At 61.6% G+C, this 19,050-nt stretch carries 13 protein-coding genes and 2 rRNA genes; 9 read left to right on the forward strand and 6 right to left on the reverse strand.

Features of this window, described 5'->3' with window-relative positions:
* Positions 1 to 30 precede the first annotated feature (30 nt).
* The 5 genes from OEG79_RS04710 to OEG79_RS04730 all read left to right on the forward strand — a co-directional run bounded on the left by OEG79_RS04710 (position 31) and on the right by OEG79_RS04730 (position 6,997).
* Positions 31 to 2,923: ribosomal RNA gene (locus tag OEG79_RS04710) — 23S ribosomal RNA — on the forward strand.
* Between the two features lie 137 nt (positions 2,924 to 3,060).
* A 5S ribosomal RNA gene (gene rrf / locus OEG79_RS04715) occupies positions 3,061 to 3,176 on the forward strand.
* A 261-nt stretch (positions 3,177 to 3,437) separates the two neighbouring features.
* On the forward strand, positions 3,438 to 4,097 hold the full coding sequence (locus tag OEG79_RS04720) for a paraquat-inducible protein A (protein WP_264147662.1): 660 nt from the start codon (positions 3,438 to 3,440) through the stop codon (positions 4,095 to 4,097).
* A complete protein-coding gene (locus tag OEG79_RS04725) occupies positions 4,084 to 4,701 on the forward strand; it encodes a paraquat-inducible protein A (protein WP_264147663.1) in 618 nt (205 codons plus the stop codon). The genes OEG79_RS04720 and OEG79_RS04725 overlap by 14 nt, the downstream gene beginning before the upstream one ends.
* Positions 4,694 to 6,997 carry a PqiB family protein gene (locus tag OEG79_RS04730; protein WP_264147664.1) on the forward strand — a complete coding sequence of 768 codons (2,304 nt, stop codon included), beginning with the start codon at positions 4,694 to 4,696 and terminating at the stop codon, positions 6,995 to 6,997. Before OEG79_RS04725 ends, OEG79_RS04730 begins: the two co-directional genes overlap by 8 nt.
* 128 nt (positions 6,998 to 7,125) lie before the next feature.
* Here OEG79_RS04730 and mksF read toward each other — a convergent pair whose 3' ends face one another.
* From mksF to mksB, 3 genes are all read right to left on the reverse strand, one after another.
* Positions 7,126 to 9,957 (reverse strand): Mks condensin complex protein MksF, encoded by a 2,832-nt coding sequence (gene mksF, locus OEG79_RS04735; RefSeq protein WP_264147665.1) that lies wholly within the window; start codon positions 9,955 to 9,957, stop codon positions 7,126 to 7,128.
* Complete coding sequence (gene mksE, locus OEG79_RS04740; RefSeq protein ID WP_264147666.1) at positions 9,954 to 10,646, reverse strand: Mks condensin complex protein MksE; 693 nt, start codon at positions 10,644 to 10,646, stop codon at positions 9,954 to 9,956. The genes mksF and mksE overlap by 4 nt, the downstream gene beginning before the upstream one ends.
* A 154-nt stretch (positions 10,647 to 10,800) precedes the next feature.
* Positions 10,801 to 12,036, reverse strand: a complete 1,236-nt coding sequence (gene mksB / locus OEG79_RS04745; RefSeq protein WP_264147667.1) for an Mks condensin complex protein MksB — start codon at positions 12,034 to 12,036, stop codon at positions 10,801 to 10,803.
* A 337-nt stretch (positions 12,037 to 12,373) separates the two neighbouring features.
* Between mksB and OEG79_RS04750 the strand changes: the two genes are divergently transcribed.
* The 4 genes from OEG79_RS04750 to rimI all read left to right on the forward strand — a co-directional run bounded on the left by OEG79_RS04750 (position 12,374) and on the right by rimI (position 16,268).
* A complete protein-coding gene (locus OEG79_RS04750) occupies positions 12,374 to 13,471 on the forward strand; it encodes a carboxynorspermidine decarboxylase (RefSeq protein ID WP_264147668.1) in 1,098 nt (365 codons plus the stop codon).
* 96 nt (positions 13,472 to 13,567) lie between these two features.
* The gene (locus OEG79_RS04755; RefSeq protein WP_264147669.1) at positions 13,568 to 14,812 is read left to right on the forward strand and encodes a saccharopine dehydrogenase family protein; all 1,245 of its coding nucleotides are present in this window, start codon (positions 13,568 to 13,570) and stop codon (positions 14,810 to 14,812) included.
* Between the two features lie 172 nt (positions 14,813 to 14,984).
* Positions 14,985 to 15,782: an energy transducer TonB gene (locus OEG79_RS04760; protein ID WP_264147670.1), complete on the forward strand. Its 798-nt coding sequence runs from the start codon at positions 14,985 to 14,987 to the stop codon at positions 15,780 to 15,782.
* A gap of 33 nt (positions 15,783 to 15,815) precedes the next feature.
* Complete coding sequence (rimI, locus tag OEG79_RS04765) at positions 15,816 to 16,268, forward strand: ribosomal protein S18-alanine N-acetyltransferase (RefSeq protein WP_220805098.1); 453 nt, start codon at positions 15,816 to 15,818, stop codon at positions 16,266 to 16,268.
* A gap of 100 nt (positions 16,269 to 16,368) precedes the next feature.
* Here rimI and OEG79_RS04770 read toward each other — a convergent pair whose 3' ends face one another.
* From OEG79_RS04770 to hmpA, 3 genes are read right to left on the reverse strand one after another with little or no spacing between them, the layout of a single operon-like run.
* Entirely contained in the window at positions 16,369 to 17,544 is a 1,176-nt protein-coding gene (locus OEG79_RS04770; RefSeq protein WP_264147671.1) for an NnrS family protein, read from the reverse strand.
* Positions 17,531 to 17,782: a transmembrane sensor/regulator PpyR gene (locus OEG79_RS04775; protein WP_220805100.1), complete on the reverse strand. Its 252-nt coding sequence runs from the start codon at positions 17,780 to 17,782 to the stop codon at positions 17,531 to 17,533. The genes OEG79_RS04770 and OEG79_RS04775 overlap by 14 nt, the downstream gene beginning before the upstream one ends.
* Positions 17,783 to 17,800: 18 nt before the next feature.
* Positions 17,801 to 18,982 (reverse strand): NO-inducible flavohemoprotein, encoded by a 1,182-nt coding sequence (hmpA, locus tag OEG79_RS04780; RefSeq protein WP_220805101.1) that lies wholly within the window; start codon positions 18,980 to 18,982, stop codon positions 17,801 to 17,803.
* Positions 18,983 to 19,050 lie beyond the last annotated feature (68 nt).

Genomic DNA, 19,050 nt, shown 5'->3' on the forward strand with positions numbered 1-19,050 from the left:
AGACAGTAACCAGATTGCTTGGGGTTATATGGTCAAGTGAAGAAGCGCATACGGTGGATGCCTTGGCAGTCAGAGGCGATGAAAGACGTGGTAGCCTGCGAAAAGCTTTGGGGAGTCGGCAAACAGACTGTGATCCAGAGATCTCTGAATGGGGGAACCCACCTAGGATAACCTAGGTATCTTGTACTGAATCCATAGGTGCAAGAGGCGAACCAGGGGAACTGAAACATCTAAGTACCCTGAGGAAAAGAAATCAACCGAGATTCCCTAAGTAGTGGCGAGCGAACGGGGACTAGCCCTTAAGTTGATTTGAGTGTAGTGGAAGGCTCTGGAAAGTGCCGCCGTAGTGGGTGATAGCCCCGTACACGAAACGCTCTTATCAATGAAATCGAGTAGGACGGGGCACGAGAAACCTTGTCTGAACATGGGGGGACCATCCTCCAAGGCTAAATACTACTGACTGACCGATAGTGAACCAGTACCGTGAGGGAAAGGCGAAAAGAACCCCGGAGAGGGGAGTGAAATAGAACCTGAAACCGTATGCGTACAAGCAGTGGGAGCCCACTTTGTTGGGTGACTGCGTACCTTTTGTATAATGGGTCAGCGACTTATATTCAGTGGCGAGCTTAACCGAATAGGGGAGGCGTAGCGAAAGCGAGTCTTAATAGGGCGCTTTAGTCGCTGGGTATAGACCCGAAACCGGGCGATCTATCCATGGGCAGGTTGAAGGTTAGGTAACACTGACTGGAGGACCGAACCGACTACCGTTGAAAAGTTAGCGGATGACCTGTGGATCGGAGTGAAAGGCTAATCAAGCTCGGAGATAGCTGGTTCTCCTCGAAAGCTATTTAGGTAGCGCCTCGTGTATCACTGCTGGGGGTAGAGCACTGTTTCGGCTAGGGGGTCATCCCGACTTACCAAACCGATGCAAACTCCGAATACCAGCAAGTGTCAGCACGGGAGACACACGGCGGGTGCTAACGTCCGTCGTGAAAAGGGAAACAACCCAGACCGTCAGCTAAGGTCCCAAAGTTATGGTTAAGTGGGAAACGATGTGGGAAGGCTTAGACAGCTAGGAGGTTGGCTTAGAAGCAGCCATCCTTTAAAGAAAGCGTAATAGCTCACTAGTCGAGTCGGCCTGCGCGGAAGATGTAACGGGGCTCAAACCATACACCGAAGCTACGGGTTCACACTTTGTGTGAGCGGTAGAGGAGCGTTCTGTAAGCCTGTGAAGGTGAGTTGAGAAGCTTGCTGGAGGTATCAGAAGTGCGAATGCTGACATGAGTAACGACAATGCGAGTGAAAAACTCGCACGCCGAAAGACCAAGGTTTCCTGCGCAACGTTAATCGACGCAGGGTTAGTCGGCCCCTAAGGCGAGGCAGAAATGCGTAGTCGATGGGAAACGGGTTAATATTCCCGTACTTCTAGTTACTGCGATGGAGGGACGGAGAAGGCTAGGCCAGCACGGCGTTGGTTGTCCGTGTTTAAGGTTGTAGGCTGGTTTCTTAGGTAAATCCGGGAGATCAAGGCCGAGAGCTGATGACGAGCGTTCTTTTAGAATGCGAAGTGGTTGATGCCATGCTTCCAGGAAAAGCTTCTAAGCTTCAGGTAACTAGGAACCGTACCCCAAACCGACACAGGTGGTTAGGTAGAGAATACCAAGGCGCTTGAGAGAACTCGGGTGAAGGAACTAGGCAAAATGGCACCGTAACTTCGGGAGAAGGTGCGCCGGTGAGGGTGAAGTATTTACTACGTAAGCCCATGCCGGTCGAAGATACCAGGCCGCTGCGACTGTTTATTAAAAACACAGCACTCTGCAAACACGAAAGTGGACGTATAGGGTGTGACGCCTGCCCGGTGCCGGAAGGTTAATTGATGGGGTTAGCGCAAGCGAAGCTCTTGATCGAAGCCCCGGTAAACGGCGGCCGTAACTATAACGGTCCTAAGGTAGCGAAATTCCTTGTCGGGTAAGTTCCGACCTGCACGAATGGCGTAACGATGGCGGCGCTGTCTCCACCCGAGACTCAGTGAAATTGAAATCGCTGTGAAGATGCAGTGTATCCGCGGCTAGACGGAAAGACCCCGTGAACCTTTACTATAGCTTTGCACTGGACTTTGAGCTTGCTTGTGTAGGATAGGTGGGAGGCTTTGAAGTGGGGACGCCAGTTCTCATGGAGCCATCCTTGAAATACCACCCTGGCAACCTTGAGGTTCTAACTCTGGTCCGTCATCCGGATCGAGGACAGTGTATGGTGGGTAGTTTGACTGGGGCGGTCTCCTCCCAAAGAGTAACGGAGGAGTACGAAGGTGCGCTCAGACCGGTCGGAAATCGGTCGTAGAGTATAAAGGCAAAAGCGCGCTTGACTGCGAGACAGACACGTCGAGCAGGTACGAAAGTAGGTCTTAGTGATCCGGTGGTTCTGTATGGAAGGGCCATCGCTCAACGGATAAAAGGTACTCCGGGGATAACAGGCTGATACCGCCCAAGAGTTCATATCGACGGCGGTGTTTGGCACCTCGATGTCGGCTCATCACATCCTGGGGCTGAAGCCGGTCCCAAGGGTATGGCTGTTCGCCATTTAAAGTGGTACGCGAGCTGGGTTTAGAACGTCGTGAGACAGTTCGGTCCCTATCTGCCGTGGACGTTTGAGATTTGAGAGGGGCTGACCTTAGTACGAGAGGACCGGGTTGGACGAACCTCTGGTGTTCCGGTTGTCACGCCAGTGGCATTGCCGGGTAGCTATGTTCGGAAGAGATAACCGCTGAAAGCATCTAAGCGGGAAACTTGCCTCAAGATGAGATCTCACTGGAGCCTTGAGCTCCCTAAAGGGCCGTCGAAGACTACGACGTTGATAGGTTGGGTGTGTAAGCGCTGTGAGGCGTTGAGCTAACCAATACTAATTGCCCGTGAGGCTTGACCATATAACACCCAAACAATCTGCCCTCAAAGCAGAGGGTGTCGATGGTGAAGTCGACAGAAAGCCGAAAATTTGCGAGAGCTACAAGCCTCTATCACGTATCCAAGGGATAGCGTCCATGACGACATCCCAACCGAATTGCTTGACGACCATAGAGCGTTGGAACCACCTGATCCCATCCCGAACTCAGAAGTGAAACGACGCATCGCCGATGGTAGTGTGGTGCTTCACCATGTGAGAGTAGGTCATCGTCAAGCTCCTATACGAACGCCCAGTTTGCTAACGCAGACTGGGCGTTCTTCTATCTGCGCAAAAAATGGCGCGTGACGGTGAGATCCCGGAGTGCCGGCCAAATCCTCGTCAAACTCCTATACGAAACCCCAGATCTCCAAAGCGGTCTGGGGTTTCTTCTTTGTGGTGCGGGAAACTGTCTCGACCGGGGTGTGGCATATATCGGTGCGATATGTCGGCGTTTGGTGGTACTCGGGTAGAATGCGCGAATTCTGCAGGGGACTTTCATGTCAGACTCGCCGCACGAACCCTCCTTGTCATCCTTGCCGCTCGAGCAGTTGATTGCCTGCCATGAATGCGATCTGCTGATGCGCAAGCCGTTGCTGCAGGATGGGGAAAGTGCCGAATGCCCCCGCTGCGGCTATGAATTGTTCAGTCATCGGCACCATGTCGTGCGACGCAGCATGGCGTTGGTGCTGACAGCATTGCTTCTTTACGTGCCGGCCAATTTTCTGCCGATCATGCAACTGAACCTGCTGGGCCAGACCTCACAGGATACGGTCTGGAGTGGCGTGCTCGGCCTGTACGAGAGCGGCATGCAGGGCGTTGCTGTGGTGGTGTTTCTATGCAGCATGGCGGTGCCGCTGCTCAAGCTGCTCTGTCAGTTGCTCGTCTTGCTGACTATTCGCTTCGACTTCGGCCGTAGCTACGGGCTGCTGCTCTATCGGATCTATCACCATATGCGCGAGTGGGGGATGCTCGAGGTCTATCTGATGGGCATTCTGGTGGCGATGGTGAAGTTGATGGACCTGGCCGATTTGAGTCTGGGGCTGGGTTTGTTCTGCTTTGTCGCATTGCTGCTGGTGCAGGTATGGCTGGAGGTGACCATGTCACCACATCAGATCTGGGAGGCGCTGTCCGGGGAGGATACCCATGCGCGCGATTGATGCCGGACTGCTGGTCTGTCATGAGTGTCACCAGCTCAATCCGCTCGAAGAGGATGCCGCGCACCAGTACTGCTCTCGCTGCGGTGGTCAGATACATGCACGTCGCCCCGATAGCCTGGCGCGCACCTGGGCCTTGCTGCTGACCTCGGCGATTCTCTACATCCCCGCCAACCTGCTGCCGATCATGACGGTCAACAGTCTGGGCAAGGGGGCGCCGGCGACCATCATGGGTGGGGTGGTGGAGCTCCTTCACCTGGGCATGCTGCCGATCGCTGCTGTGGTGTTCATTGCCAGTATTCTGGTGCCCACGTTCAAACTGGTAGGTATCGCTCTGTTGCTGTATTCGGTACAGCGGCATCAGCCAATGTCCGCCCGCCAGCGTATCCTCATGTATCGCTTCATCGAGTGGATCGGTCGCTGGTCGATGCTCGACATCTTCGTTATCGCGATTCTGGTGGCCCTGGTGAATTTTGGCAGCCTGGCCAGTATCGAAGCTGGAGCGGGTGCTGCAGCCTTTGCCAGTGTGGTGATCCTGACCATGCTGGCTGCACTGACTTTCGATCCTCGGCTCATTTGGGACAACACGGAAACCGACCATGACTGACCTTCCTCTGGCCAAGACGCGTCCTGCTTCGAACTGGTCGGCCATCTGGGTGCTGCCTTTGATTGCACTGCTGATCGGTGGCTGGCTGGCCTGGCGCGCCTACACGGAAGCCGGCATGCAGGTGGAGCTGGTGTTCGCCAGTGGCGAGGGCATCCAGGCCGGCAAGACCGAGCTGATGTACAAGGGCATGGCGGTAGGCAAGGTTACGGCCATCCGTCTCGATGACAGCACGAAGAACCGGGGAGTGGTGGCCAAGCTGGAGGTGAATCAGGATCTTGAGCCGTATATGCGTAGCGGCACGCGTTTCTGGCTGGTCAAGCCGAGCGTCAGCCTGGCCGGTATCAGCGGCCTGGAAACGCTGGTCTCGGGTAACTACATCACCTTCAGCCCGGGTGACGGTGAGCCGACCCAGAGTTTTACCGCTCTGGATCATGAGCCGCCGATGGGCGACGACGTGCCCGGATTGCACCTGACGCTGAAGGCCGACCGCCTCGGTTCGCTCAATCGCGACAGCCCGGTGTTCTACCGGCAGATTCAGGTTGGCCGGGTAAAGAGTTACACGCTGGGTGAGGATCAGAGCACCGTCGAGGTGAAGGTGTTCATCGAGCCTGATTACTCCAACCTGGTACGCAAACATACGCGTTTCTGGAACGCCAGCGGCATCAGCATCGATGCCGACCTGTCCGGCTTCAAGCTGCGCAGCGAGTCGTTGACGAGCATCGTCGCCGGTGGCATCGCCTTCGCCACACCGGAGCACCGCAAGGACAGTCCGCCCACTGATCCGGCGTTGCCGTTCCGTCTTTACGAGAACTATGACGAGGCTCAGACCGGAATCAAGGTGGTGGTGACACTGACCGAGTTCGAGGGACTGCAGGAAGGCCGCACGCCGGTGATGTACAAGGGCATTGAGGTCGGTTCGCTGAAAAGCATGAAGATCGATCGCGATCTCAACAGCGCCACCGCCGAGCTGACCATCAACCCCCTGGCTGAAGAGTATCTGGTCGAGGGTTCGGAGTTCTGGGTGGTCAAGCCGTCCATTTCTCTGGCGGGGATCACGGGTCTCGAGGCGCTGGTGAAGGGCAACTACATCGCCGTGAAGCCAGGTGAGAAGGGCAAGCCGCCAGCGCGCAGCTTCGTCGCACGCAGCAAGGCGCCACCTCTGGACCTGGGCGCACCTGGCCTGCATCTGGTGCTGCTTTCCGATCAGCTTGGCTCCATCGAGATTGGTAGTCCGGTGCTGTACAAGCAGATCAAGGTAGGCTCGGTGCAGAGTTACCAGCTTGGCCGTGACAACAGTCAGGTCGTTCTGGGGGTGCATATCGAGCCGGATTACGTGCATCTGGTGAATACGTCCACACGGTTCTGGAATGCCAGCGGCATCACCCTCAAGGGCGGGCTGTCCGGCGTCGAGATCAAGAGCGAGTCGTTGCAGACCCTGCTGGCCGGCGGCATTGCCTTCGAGACACCGGACCTGAAAGCGACCCGCCCGGACCGGCAGATTCTGCGCTTCGCCCTGCATGCTGACCGCGAGAGTGCCATGCAGGTGGGCCAGATGATCAGCATCCGTGTGGAGGATGGTGATGGTCTGCAGCCCGGGACACTGGTGCGCTACAGAGGGCTGGAAGTCGGCAAGGTGGAAAACCTCAGGCTCACCGACGACCTGCAGGCTGTGATTCTGAACGCGCGCATTACCCAGGCGGCCGAGCAGATCGCCCGTGAGGGCACGCAGTTCTGGGTGGTGAAGCCGGAGTTGAGCCTGACTCGTGCCGCGAATCTCGGCACCCTGGTCAGCGGTCAGTACCTGGAGGTACAGCCTTCCGGGCAGAAGGGACCGCGTCGTACCGAATTCACCGCGCTGGCCAGCGCACCCAATCAGGCGGTGCGCGAGGAAGGTCTGCGTCTGGTGCTGAGTGCGCCGCGGCGTGGTTCGATCAAGCCGGGTGTAATCGTCAGCTACCGCGAGGTGCCGGTGGGCAAGGTGGTGGATTTCGAACTGGGGCCGACCTCGGATCGCGTGCTGATCCATGTGCTGATCGAACCACGTTACGCACCGCTGGTGCGCTCGGGCAGCCGCTTCTGGAACGCCAGCGGTATTGGTGTGGATGCCGGGTTGTTCAAGGGCGTGAAGGTACGCACCGAGTCACTGGAGGCCTTGCTCGAAGGTGGCGTTGCCTTCGCTACGCCAAACAATCCGGAGATGGGCGGGCCGGCGCAGCCGGGGCAGACATTTGCCTTGTTCGATGAGCCGCAGGAAGCCTGGATGCAGTGGGCGCCGAAGATCGTGCTGGAGCAGTGAGTGCGCCATGGAAATGAAAGGGGCCGCATCGAGCGGCCCTTTTCATTTTGGCGACTATAAAGGCTCGCGGCTAAAGCCCCTCCTACAGTTGCATCCGGTACCGTGGGAGGGGCTTTAGCCGCGACGAGTCAGGCGGGCTCGGTGGCTTCTTCCTGCTGAGCCGCCTGAGCCTTGGCACTTTCGCGTGGCTTGATGAACTTCCAGTCCGCCTCGTCGATATAGATGCCGTTGGGGCCGCTGCCGCCTTCCAGGTCAATGGCTACGTGGGCCGAGACCTGCGGCTTGACCGATGCCAGGATCGGCACGAAGCCAAGCTGCAGGCTGGTCTCGATCAGCGCCTGCTGGTTGCGCTCGTCGATGTCCGCCGCCTCGTCGAGGTAGTAGGGCAGACGGATGCGCCCGGCCTGCTCGCGATCCATCAGGTGCAGCAGCAGGTACATGTTGGTCAGCGCCTTGATGGTCATGGTGGTGCCGTTGGAGGCGGCACCATCGATGTCCGTATGGATCACCGGCTGGCCGTGCACCTTGGTGATCTCGAAGGCCAGTTCGAACAGGTCCTTCAGGCCCAGCTGGTTGCCGTTGGCGGCGACCAGGCGCGACAGGTAGTCCTTGGCCTCTTCGTTCTTCGCATCCTGATCGGCTGATTGCGACAGGTCGAACACCGAGAGGGTCTCGCCTTCCTCGTACTGGCCGGCGCTGTGGATGATCTGGTCGATATGACGCAGCGCTTCCTTGTTCGGCGCCAGGACAATGCGGAAGCTTTGCAGGTTGGAAACCTGGCGCTTGTTGATCTCGCGGTTGAACAGCGCCAGTTGGTGTTCCAGATTGTCGTAGTCGCTGCGGATATTGCGCAGGGTACGGGCGATGTCGGTGACCGCCGCGCGACGCGCCTTGGCCAGGGTCAGGGCTTCGTCCTGGCGGTGGGCGTAGGCGTTGACCAGCAGTTGCAGGCGGCGTTCGACATCGTCTTCGCTGTCGAACTTGGCCACGCCCTTGAGGCGTACCTGGGCGTAGAGCGCTTCGATCTGGCCGTCGATGCGTTGCAGCGCTTGCCAGGTGTCCTGGTAGTCGTTGAGCAGCGGCAGCAGGTTGTCCAGCGAGTCGTCCACCGGCTCCATGAACGGCGTGCCGAACGGCAGATCGGCCGGCAGCAGCTGGCGGCGACGCAGCGCGTCTTCCAGGGTGCGTTCCTTGGCTTCCAGGTCGGCCAGCTGGCGGCCGATCAGTTGCAGCTTGGCGGAGAGTTGCTGCACGCGCTCGGCGAACGCATCGCTGGCACGCTTGAGTTCGTCCTGGGCGCCTTCCAGCTCGGCCAGGCGCTCCAGCTTCTGCGGCTCCTCGGCGGCCAGGGTCTGGCTCTTGCGGAAGTCTTCCAGCGCCTTCTGCGCGTCCAGCACCGCCTGGTACAGCGTCTCGGCCTGGGCCTTGCTGGCGGCGCGGTCGGCGGCGACCGACTGCTGGGTCCTGAGCTGCTTGAGCTCGCGCTCCAGGCGATCCTTCTGGTCGCGCAGGGCGGCGCGGTCGGCAAGCGCCTGCAGCGCCGGTGGCTCGATATGGCTGAGGTCGATGGACAGGCCCGGCACGGCGAAGGTGTCGCCCTTGAATCGATCCAGCACCGCCTCGACCGCCTTGACCCAGTCATCACCGTCGGCCTGGATGCCTTTCTCACCCAGCGGCAGGCTGAACAGCTGGCCGTTGAACAGGCGCATCAGGCGGTCGACGTCCTGCTGGCTGAATTCCTCGCGCAGACGCGAGTAGCTGTTGTTGTCGGCGTGGTCGAGTTGCTGCCTGACCGACTTGAGGCGTTTTTCCAGATCACGCAGGCGCTCGTCCAGGTCTTCGCTGGAGAACTGGCGCGACTGTGCCAGGGCACCGGCCAGTTCGTCGTGGGCGTCCTTGGCGGCGAGCAGCTGCTCTTCCAGCACCTTGGCGTCGTCGACCAGGGCGAAGCGGTTCTTCAGTACCGCCAGCTCGCCCAGCCAGCGCTGGATCTCGCTGATCTCGCGCTCCAGGCGCATCAGCTCGGCGGTACCTCCGCGCTGTTCGTTCTGCAGACCGTCCTGCTCGTTGCGATAGTGCTCGGCCTGGATCACCAGCTCTTCCTTGCGCGCGTCGGCATAGTCGTGCCAGGTGCCCAGCAGGTTGTCGAGCAGCGGCGAGAGGCGATGCAGCTTGCCGCGCAGCACTTCGCGCTGGGCGACGCCGGAGGCCAGAGCCTCGATCAGCGGGCCGGCGGTCACTAACGCCTGATAGTCCTGCTCCATGCGGCGCACGTCACGGAAGGCCTCTTCGGTGGCGGCGATATAGTCGACGCTGCCGGAGCGCAGGCTGTGCTCGAAGGCGTCGAGGAACAACTGCTTGAGCTTGGCCGCGGTGATCTCGCGCATATGCAGAAGGTTGATGAACAGCGCGCGGAAAGTCTTCAGGCTCTGCTCGCTGGTCGAGCGCAGCGGAATCAGGGTCAGGTCCAGCGGGATGCTGGTATGGCCGCCGACCAGCAGGCGACGCAGTTCGTCGGGCTTCAGCTCATAGGCCGTGATGCCGGCTTGGCCGAGATTCTTGAACAGTTCGCGCTGGCGCAGGCAGGTGCCGTTCTGCTGATAGTGCTCCAGATCCAGCTCGCCGGCATAGGCGAAGAATTGGTGACCGAAACCGCCACCCGGGCCGCGACCGGCCACGCCGATCACGTGCGGGCCGTGGGGCAGGGCGACTTCGACGAGGATATAGCTGGTGTCGCTGGCGAAGTAGAACTTGCGCGAGGCTTCCAGGCTGTACTTGCCGAAGCTCATGTCCGACATGCGCGCCAGAATGGGGAACTGCAGGGCGTTGATCGAGGCGGATTTACCCAGGTTGTTGGCGCCGTAGACCGACAGCGGGTTTTCCAGCGGGAACAGGCCGAGGCCGTAGCCTGCGGTGTTCAGCAGGGCAAAGCGGCGGATGCCGTAGCGTTCCTGGCTCATGCGTCCATCTCCTGTGCGGCGCGTTCTTCGGCCATGGCGCGGGCCAGGGCGTCTTCCTCGGATTCTTCAACCTCCACGGCTTCGGCCGCATCAGTGTCGCCATCATCGTCCAGCAGCACCGGCGCCGGCAGCGGCAGATCGCTGCTGTGCAGGCTGGCGGCCAGGTCGCGGTCGTGCTGTACCGAGAGGCAGACGTCGAGGAAGCGGTGCATCGGCGGCAGGAAACGGTACACGCCGTTGCTGTCCTCGGCGAAACCGAGCTGCACCAGGCGGCGGATGATCTTGTCTTCCAGCTCTTCGAAGGTCGTCACTTCGGCCTGCAGGAACAGGTCGCGGTACTTCTCCAGCAGCGCCGGCAGCTCGTCACGGCCGATGCTGCCGCCATCGAGCACGGAAAGCGGGTCGCGACCCTGGTCGGCCAGGTGCTCGACCAGAATGAAGGTAAACAGCGCCAGACGCTGGGCAGTCTTGTTCACCTGCGGCGCTACCTGCTCGGGCACGAAGTAATAGAAGCCGCGCGGGTCGCACACCAGTTCGAAGCCGAGGGCGCGGAACAGAGCGCGGTACTGGTCCTGCATGCTGGACAATTGGGCGTAGCACTCCGGCTCGCTGCGCGAGATGTGGTAGCCCTTGAACAGGTCGCGGAAGGCTGCCGCGAGCTGGGTCATTTCTTTGAGATCGATATTCATGCGTGTACTCGGTTTCGGTCCGCGGACTCCCCTCGCCCATTTACGAGAGAGGGGCTGGGGGAGAGAGAAACAGGCAGCGCGTAGGTGAGGTTGGCCTCTCCCCAGCCCTCTCCCGCATGCGGGAGAGGGCGCAGTTCGGTGTGGCGCTCAAGCTTCATGGGCGGCCCACCAGAGCATAGGAACTGAGGCTGATCTCATGCTCGCGGGTCAGGTAGGTCTGGCGCTCCAGGCGGTCACGTTGGAAACGCGACTCACGCGACAGGCGCGAGAACCAGTAGAGCAGTTCGTCGGTGGCGCCTTCCGGCTCCTGCTCCAGCAGCCAGGCCATCAGGTCCGGTAGCGGCAGTGCCTGTTCGCAGCGTTCGATCATTTCCCGCGCGGTCTTCGGTGCCTTGGGCGCGCCGCCCTTGCGGCTTCCGCTGGCCTTGGGGAAGTGCGCCGGCTTGGCTTCGAAGCGCGCCAGAGCGTAAACGTAGGCCTCGACCTGACTGGCCGAACCGAGGAAGTTGCTCTGCGGTCGGGTGAACAGCGGCATGGCTGCCTGCGGCACGGCATCGATGCCCTTCTTGCGGATCACCGACAGCGCCAGCGCGGCGCCGCGGGTCACGGCGTTGTGCCGGCGTGCTTCCTCGCGCAGTGGCAACAGCAGCTCGCGGGCCTTGCGCAGGGTCAGCTGGGCGGTGGTCTGCATTTCCAGGATGCGCGCGTGAGTGCGCAGCAGCAGGTCGTCGTCGACCAGTTGGCCAAGACGCTGCTGGTCGCCGAGCAGGCGCAGCAGCACCTGTTCGACGCGACGCACGCCCTGTTCGAAGGCACCATCGGCGGCGACCAGCTGGATCATCGGTTCGACGTATTCGTCCCAGGTGGCCAGCACCTCGGCGTAGCGCTGGCGCAGCGGGATCTGCCGGTCGCTGGTCTTGGCGCGGTCGGCCACGCCGACCAGCGCCTGTTCGTCGTTGGCCAGCTTCTTCAGCACATCGCGCACGCGCATATCGAGCAGGCGCAGCTGGCGGGCCAGGTCATTGGCGTCGCGTACCTCGAAGGCGTCTTGGATATAGCCGGCCAGACGCTCGAGGTGGCGCAGGTAGGCTTCGATCTCCAGGCACAGGCCGAGGCGGTGCTCGCGGCGCAGGTAGGCGAGGAAGTCGTGAATCTGCGCGTTGAGCTCGAAACGATTGGGGCTCTTGGCCACCGGCACGAGGATGTCCAGGCGAATCCAGGTGTCGAGCAGGGCAGTAATGTCGCTGGGCGTGGCGTCGGGCAACTGCGTGGCGAGCTGGCTGCGCAGCTCGACCAGGCTCAGGGTGCCGGCGTCGAAACGCTCGCAGAGCGGTTCGAGCAACGTCCAGTGTTCGGCGAGGGCGCGCAAAACGCGCTTGGGATCGATCATCGAGGCGCCGGGTTCCAGGCAAGTTAAAGGGAGCGATTGTACTGCAAGGAAGGGGCCTGTTTTGAGTTCCAGTCGATCAGAGGCAGTCGAGGCGTTGCTCCGGGCCAGGAAACCCCTGTTCCTGGCGGATCGGTGCCAGTTCGTTCCTGGCCCCGTGATCCTGTAACCGGCCTGGCCCAAGGCTCTCCTGCGAGCGGGGACTGGCCCCGGTTACCTGCAGTTGTACAAAAAATCTCCAATGCCCTTTCGATATGCGTCGGTTATCGGCACAATTCGCGTCCACTTTTTTCCGGGGGGGTGAAGCCCCTCCACTGGCCGACCTTGCTGGGGCGACGAGATGATCCAGACGCCGTACTACCTCATCGACAAACAGAAGCTTCTGGTCAACCTGGAGAAGATCGCCTACGTGCGCGAGAACTCCGGTGCCAAGGCCTTGCTGGCGCTGAAATGCTTCGCCACCTGGTCGGTGTTCGACCTGATGCAGCAGTACATGGACGGCACGACCTCGTCGTCCCTCTATGAATTGAAGCTGGGCCGGCAGAAGTTCGCCGGCGAAACCCATGCCTACAGCGTGGCCTGGGCCGACGACGAGATCGAAGAGATGGTCGCCAACTGCGACAAGATCATCTTCAACTCCATCGGCCAGCTCGAGCGCTTCGCCGAGCGTACCCAGGGCACCATCCGCGGCCTGCGCGTCAACCCGCAGGTGAGCAGCTCCGACTACCTGCTGGCCGACCCGGCGCGTCCGTTCAGCCGCCTGGGCGAGTGGGACCCGTTGAAGATCGAGCAGGTCATGGGGCAGATTTCCGGCTTCATGTTCCACAACAACTGTGAGAACGGCAGTTTCGAACTGTTCGACAAGATGCTCACCACCATCGAGGAGCGCTTCGGTCACCTGATCGCTCAGGTCGACTGGGTCAGCCTCGGCGGCGGCATCCATTTCACCGGCGAGGGCTATCCGATCGATGCCTTCTGCGCGCGCCTGAAAGCCTTCTCCGAGAAGTACGGCGTGCAGGTCTACCTGGAGCCGGGTGAAGCGGCAATTACCCTGAGCGCCTCACTGGAAGTGACCGTGCTCGACACCCTCTACAACGGCAAGCACCTGGCGGTGGTCGACAGCTCCATCGAGGCACACATGCTCGATCTGCTGATCTATCGCCTCAACGCCAAGATGGCGCCGAACGATGGCGAACACACCTACATGGTGTGCGGCAAGAGTTGTCTGGCCGGCGACATCTTCGGCGAGTACCAGTTCGACAAACCGCTGCAGATCGGTGATCGCCTGTCGTTCATCGATGCAGCCGGTTACACCATGGTCAAGAAGAACTGGTTCAACGGTCTGAAAATGCCGTCCATCGTGGTCAAACAGCTCGACGGCAGCGTCGAGGTGGTGCGCCAGTTCGGATTCGACGACTACCTGTCCAGTCTGTCGTGACCCCTGAGGGTGGGCCGGGCGGTGATCCGTTTCGGTTCACCGCTCAGCGATGCAGCGAAACGCTTTCAACAACGCGGTACCCAGGAGGTGAAACAATTGAAGAAGAACGTTCTGATCATTGGAGCAGGAGGTGTTGCCAAGGTGGTGGCCCATAAGTGCGCGCAACACAATGACGAGTTAGGTCGCATTGCAATTGCGTCGCGCAACATCTCCAAATGCCAGGCCATCATCGACAGCGTGCAGGCAAAGGGCGGCCTCAAGCAGCCCGGCGAGATCAAGGCCTATGCGCTGAACGCCCTGGACGTGGAAGCGACCAAGGCACTGATCCGCGAAACCGAATCGCAGATCGTCATCAACGTCGGTTCGGCGTTCCTCAACATGTCCGTGCTGCGCGCCTGCATCGATACCGGCGTCGCCTACCTGGACACCGCCATCCACGAAGATCCGAGCAAGATCTGTGAGACCCCGCCGTGGTACGGCAACTACGAGTGGAAGCACCTGGCCGAGTGCCAGGACAAGGGCGTGACCGCCATCCTCGGCGTCGGCTTCGACCCGGGCGTGGTCAATTCCTATGCCGCTCTGGCGCAACAACAGTACTTCGACAAGATCGAGTCGATCGACATCCTCGACGTCAACGCCGGTTCGCACGGCAAGTACTTCGCCACCAATTTCGACCCGGAAATCAATTTCCGCGAATTCACCGGCACGGTCTACAGCTGGCAGAACAGCCAGTGGGTAAGCAACCGCATGTTCGAAGTCAAACGCACCGACGATCTGCCGGTGGTGGGCGAGCAGAACCTGTATCTGACCGGCCATGATGAGGTGCACTCGCTGTCCAAGCACCTTGACGTGCCGAACGTCCGTTTCTGGATGAGCTTCGGCGACCACTACATCAACGTGTTCACCGTGCTGAAGAACCTCGGCCTGCTCTCCGAGCAGCCGGTGAAAACTGCCGAGGGCCTGGAAGTGGTACCGCTAAAAGTGGTCAAGGCCGTGCTGCCGGACCCCGCCTCGCTGGCGCCGGGTTACACCGGCAAGACCTGCATCGGCGATCTGGTCAAGGGCACCAAGGATGGCCAGCCGCGTGAGCTGTTCATCTACAACGTCGCCGACCATGAAGAAGCCTTTGCCGAAACCGACAGCCAGGGCATCTCCTACACCGCTGGCGTACCGCCGGTTGCCGCAGCGCTGCTGGTCGCGCGTGGCGAGTGGGATGCCAGGCGCATGGTCAACGTCGAAGAGCTGCCGGCCGAGCCGTTCCTCAAGCTCCTCGATGTGATGGGCCTGCCCACCCGCATCAAGGACGAGCACGGTGATCGCCCCTGGGATCAGCCGATCTGATTGCAGCAAGGCCCGCCATTCGGCGGGCCTTTTTCGTTGCGGTGCCGTTTGTGCCAAGCCGCAGGTTCAGCGTGCTGGCGCCGGCGATCCGCGAAAACCGTCGCGGCGCTTCCCGCACCGGTCATTTCACGCGACAATCCGCGCCTTGTTCATCTCGCTTGCTGGAGCGCCTGTGATTCCCGAACAGCGCCGTCGCGCCTACCTCGATGCCATGCAGGTCGCCACTTGGCTGCCGCGCACCGAGCTGCCCTTTGCCGCCCCTTCGCGGCCGGAGCTGCTTGCGCCGCTGCAGGTGGAGGAGGCGGGCGAGGTGCAGGCCGAGCCGCTGGCTGCGCCTGTTGCGCCTGTTGCGCCGGTACGCGAGACGCCGGTCGAGCGGCCGAAGATCGAGATTCCGCGCCCGGGCGCCCAGCCACGCCAGGCGGTTGTCGAGCCGGTGGCGGAACCTGAGGCGGTCGAGGAAAAGCCGGCCCGGGTCAGTGCACCTCCACCACGTTTCGCCCTGCAGTTGCTGCGTGCCGGCGATTGCGCCCTGCTGGTGGAACTGCCTACCGGTCAGCCCTTCCAGAGTCGCGACCCGGCCTACATTCTGCTCAAGGATCTGCTGCGCGCCGCCGGCCTGCCGGACAGCCCGCAGCTGCTCGGCGAGCCGGTACGCTGGCCGCTGCTGGTGCGCGGCAATCTGGATCAGGGCCCGCAGGCAGCATTGGAGTTCGTCCAGAGTTTCGTTGCCGCGCGTCTGGAAGAGCAGCCCAGCACCTGCCTGTGGCTGGTCGGCCTGCCGGCCATTCGCTTCGCCGGCGAGGGTGACGAACACAGCTACAACCGCGAATTGCAGATCGAAGGCCTTGGCACCTGCTGGGCGCTGCCGGGGCTGGAGCTGCTGATGGAAGAGCCAGCGCGCAAGCGTGAGCTGTGGCAGGCCATGCGGCGTGTTCGCCAACGCTGGTTAGCCCCGGCTCAATCCTGAGAGCACCTGTCTTTTGTTCCCGAGTTACGCCCAATGAGCGATGCAATATCCTTCCGCCCGATGACCGAGGCGGATCTCGATGCCGTGCTGAAGATCGAATATGCCGCCTTCAGCCATCCCTGGACGCGGGGCATCTTCCTCGACAGCCTCAAGTCCTATAACTGCTGGCTGATGTTCGAAGGCAGCCAGCAGGTCGGCCACGGCGTGATCAACCTGATCCTCGACGAAGCGCATCTGCTCAATATCACCATCAAGCCGGAAAGCCAGGGCCGTGGCCTTGGCTTGCGCCTGCTCGAGCATCTGATGAAAGAAGCCTACGAGCTGGGCGGGCGCGAATGCTTCCTCGAGGTGCGCGCCAGCAACCAGAGCGCCTACCGCCTTTACGAGCGTTTCGGCTTCAACGAAGTGGGGCGCCGCCGCGATTACTATCCGGCGGTCGGTGGTCGCGAAGACGCGTTGGTGATGGCCTGCACGCTGGTCGATTGATGTCGTTACTTTAAAAGCGTAGCCCGGATGCAATCCGGGGAAATCGTTGCCCCGGATTGCATCCGGGCTACGGTCTGGCCGTTTGATCGCACCAGACATTTCACCCCGGATGCCCATCCACCCGCGCCTGGCACAGCATCGGCGCGTAATACCAGGCGAACAGGGCGAAGGCCAGGCTCCAGCAGAGTGCTGCCAGCCATAGCCAGTCGCTCCCCGCCGAGACCCGAATCAGCGCGCCGAGATTGAGCAGGCCGAATGCCCAGGCCATCGCCCTGGGTGGTTGCAGCGCGCGGCCGGTATGGCCGAGGCTGACCCGCGCCATCATCGCCAGGATCAGCCCGCCCATCGCGCCCACCGCCAGGGCGTGGCTGGCCAGACTGGGTTGCGCCAGCCAGCCCAGGTGCCAGGCGGCCATGCCCAGTGTGGCCAGCAGAAGCCAGGCGTAGGCCAGGTGCAGCGACCACAGCAGCGGCACACGCCAGATGCCGAGCAGGTGCCAGCGCCACAGACGCAGGCCGTGCAGCACGCTCAGCACGATGAACGGGATGGTCAGCCAGGCGCGGGCCTGCAGGTTATGCCCGCTGGCGAACAGCGCGGCGACCAGCACACCCAAGACCAGCAGCAAACGATCCTGCCAGGGGGGGGCGGCGAAGGCCTCGACCCGGCCCAGGCCGCGCTGGGTAAAGAAGGGGATCACGCGACCGCCGATCAGGCTCAGCATGACCGCAATCAGCCACAATGCGGCCAGTGCGCCACGGCGTTGCAGGCCATCGTCGGCCAGCACCAGACCGGCGAGAGTGAGGGCCTGGCACAGCGCAAGCAGGCTCAGCACCAGCAGGATCGGGTAGTTGTTACGCTGCCGCGCCGCGATCAGCTGGCGCGCCATCTGCGCGATGAACAGGCCGATAAAGCTCAGTTGCAGCACGATCAGCGCAGTCAGCGGTGCGGGAACGAACCAGACCAGGCGCGCCGCCAGCCACAGCCCGAACAGTGCGATCAGGGGGCGGCCACTGAGGCCCGGGCTCCCGGTCCAGGTCTGCACGGCCGTGAGCAGGAAGCCGGCGATGATCGCCAGGCCGAAACCGAAGGGCATTTCGTGGCGATGCCAGGCGAGCAGGCCACCGGGCACCGCGGGGCTTGTCAGCCCGTACAGCGCTGCCGCCCAGAGGGCGACAGCGAGCAGGGCGAACAGGGCGCCGGCGACAAAGAACGGGCGAAAGCCCAGACGCCACAAGGGCGCTATGGCCAGTGCCCGCTTGCGATCAAGCAATTGCATGTACGCATGCCTCATCTTTCAGGCGTTGCTGCGCGACCAGGCGCAGCACATAAGCGATCTTCAGTATGGCAGGGCCGATCAGCGTCAGGCTGTGCGCCAGCACCAGCGTTGGCACGTTCAACTGCCTTTCCAGGCCATAGGCCGTCACCAGCCCCACCAGCAGCAGGATCAGGCCGGCCCAGAGCAACTGGCTGGACAGGTGCAGAATCTGCAGCGGCGGAAGATTCAGTGGGTACATGGTTCACCTCCTCATCGTTCAGTGATCCAGAGCCGAGGCCGGGCCGAAGAACTCGTAGCGGCTCTGTTCGGCCGGTACGCCCAGTGCCTGCAGGTGGCGCTTGACCTGGGCCATGAAAGGTTTCGGGCCGAGGAAGTAGGCGTCCAGGTCACGCTCGGCCGGGAGCCACTGCTCCAGCAGCTCGTGGCTGAGAAATCCCTCGGCATCGCCCTGGTCCCCCACGCGCGGTTCGCTGTAGCAGACGTAATGGCGGATCTGCGGATGCCTGGCAGCGTGGGCTTCGACCCAGTCGCGGAAGGCATGCACTTCGGCATTGCGCGCACAGTGGATGAAATGGATCGGTCGGCCGCTGTGCCGCGCAGCATCGAGCATGGCCAGCGCCGGAGTGATGCCGACGCCGGCGCTGATCAGGGCCAGCGGCTTGTCCGATTCGTTCAGGGTGAACTCGCCAGCAGGCGGGAACAGGTCCAGCACATCGCCAACCTGAACCTTGTCATGCAGGTGGTTGGACACGCGGCCGCCAGGCTCGCGCTTGACGCTGATGCGATACTCGATGCCGTTGGCCATGGCTGACAGCGAGTAGTTGCGGCGCACTTCTTCGCCGTCCAGCTGCAGGCGCAGGCCGATGTACTGGCCGGGCTGGTAGTCGAGCAGATCGCCGCCATCGACCGGAACCAGGTGGAAGGAGGTGATCTCGGCGCTTTCGACGACCTTGCGTACCACGCGGAAGGCCCGCGCGCCGCGCCAGCCGCCCGGTGCGTCGGCGTTCTCGGCATACTGGCTTTCTTCCGCTTCGATAAGGATGTCGGCCAACTGCTGATAGGCTGCGGCCCAGGCATCGATCACCGCGTCGGTGGCGATCTCGGTGCCGAGTACCTCGCGGATCGCGCGCAGCAGGCAACTGCCGACGATGGGGTAGTGCTCCGGCAGAATCTGCAGCGAAACGTGTTTGTTGACGATCTGCGCCACCAGCGGGCCGAGCGCCTCCAGGCGGTCGATGTGGCGGGCGTACATCAGCACGCCATTGGCCAGGGCACGCGGCTGGTCGCCGCTGGCCTGGTGGGCCTGGTTGAACAGCGGGCGAACCTCGGGATACTCGCTGAGCATCATCCGGTAGAAATGGGTAGTCAGCGCCTCGCCGCCGCTTTCCAGCAGGGGCACGGTGGCTTTGATCAGGGCGAGTTGAGCGGTGGTCAGCATAAGTGTATCTCCGCAAGGCAAGTAAGGACGCCGGTTTGGCTCGTCTGGCCGGTTGTGGCGTGCTAGCG

Source organism: Pseudomonas sp. Z8(2022), assembly GCF_025837155.1.
Lineage (GTDB): Bacteria > Pseudomonadota > Gammaproteobacteria > Pseudomonadales > Pseudomonadaceae > Aquipseudomonas.